Below are 589 nucleotides of genomic sequence, written 5' to 3' on the forward strand. Positions count from 1 at the left end.
TGACGTGCCCGATCACGATGGCTTCCCGACCGTCGACCACTCCGATCGCCTGCATCCGCAGCGCGCCGCATGTGCCGGCCTCGACGGTACCCATTGCGACCTCCAGCGTCCGGCGGGTGACGGCGCGATCGAAACCCTCGCGGACTTCCTGCACTTCGACACCCAAAGCGTCGGCGATCAACCGGATCTGCCCCTGCCATTCGCCGGCGATGGCCCCGGGGTAGCTGATCCAGGGCTGGTAGTCGAGTGGACGGCCAAAGCCCAGCGCGTCGCTCATGATGTCGGGAACCCCGTAGTCGTCATACAGGCCGATCTCAAAGGAGTGAATCTTGTCGATCGAGGACGACTGGGTGGACAGCACCAGCGGCAGATAGTCGGCGGCGAAGCCCGGCTCGATCCCCGACGCATACAGCGACACCTGGCCCTGCTTGGCCGCGGCGACCAGCTGGTCGCGCCACTGGACGGGCTCGTAGGCGTGCGGGTTGACCAACCGGGTGGTGCTGGTCGTCACGACGTTGATCCCGGCTTCGAGCAGCTTGACGTAATCGGGGATGGCCAACGCGTCGCGCTCCGGACCGCTGGCCGCATA

1 pseudogene is annotated in these 589 nt (G+C 66.4%); it reads right to left on the minus strand.

Annotated elements, in window-relative coordinates:
- Window positions 1-589: pseudogene (locus A5782_RS09095) on the minus strand (dihydrodipicolinate reductase); the annotation flags it as partial.

Source organism: Mycobacterium sp. 852002-40037_SCH5390672 (genome assembly GCF_001665875.1).
GTDB lineage: Bacteria > Actinomycetota > Actinomycetes > Mycobacteriales > Mycobacteriaceae > Mycobacterium.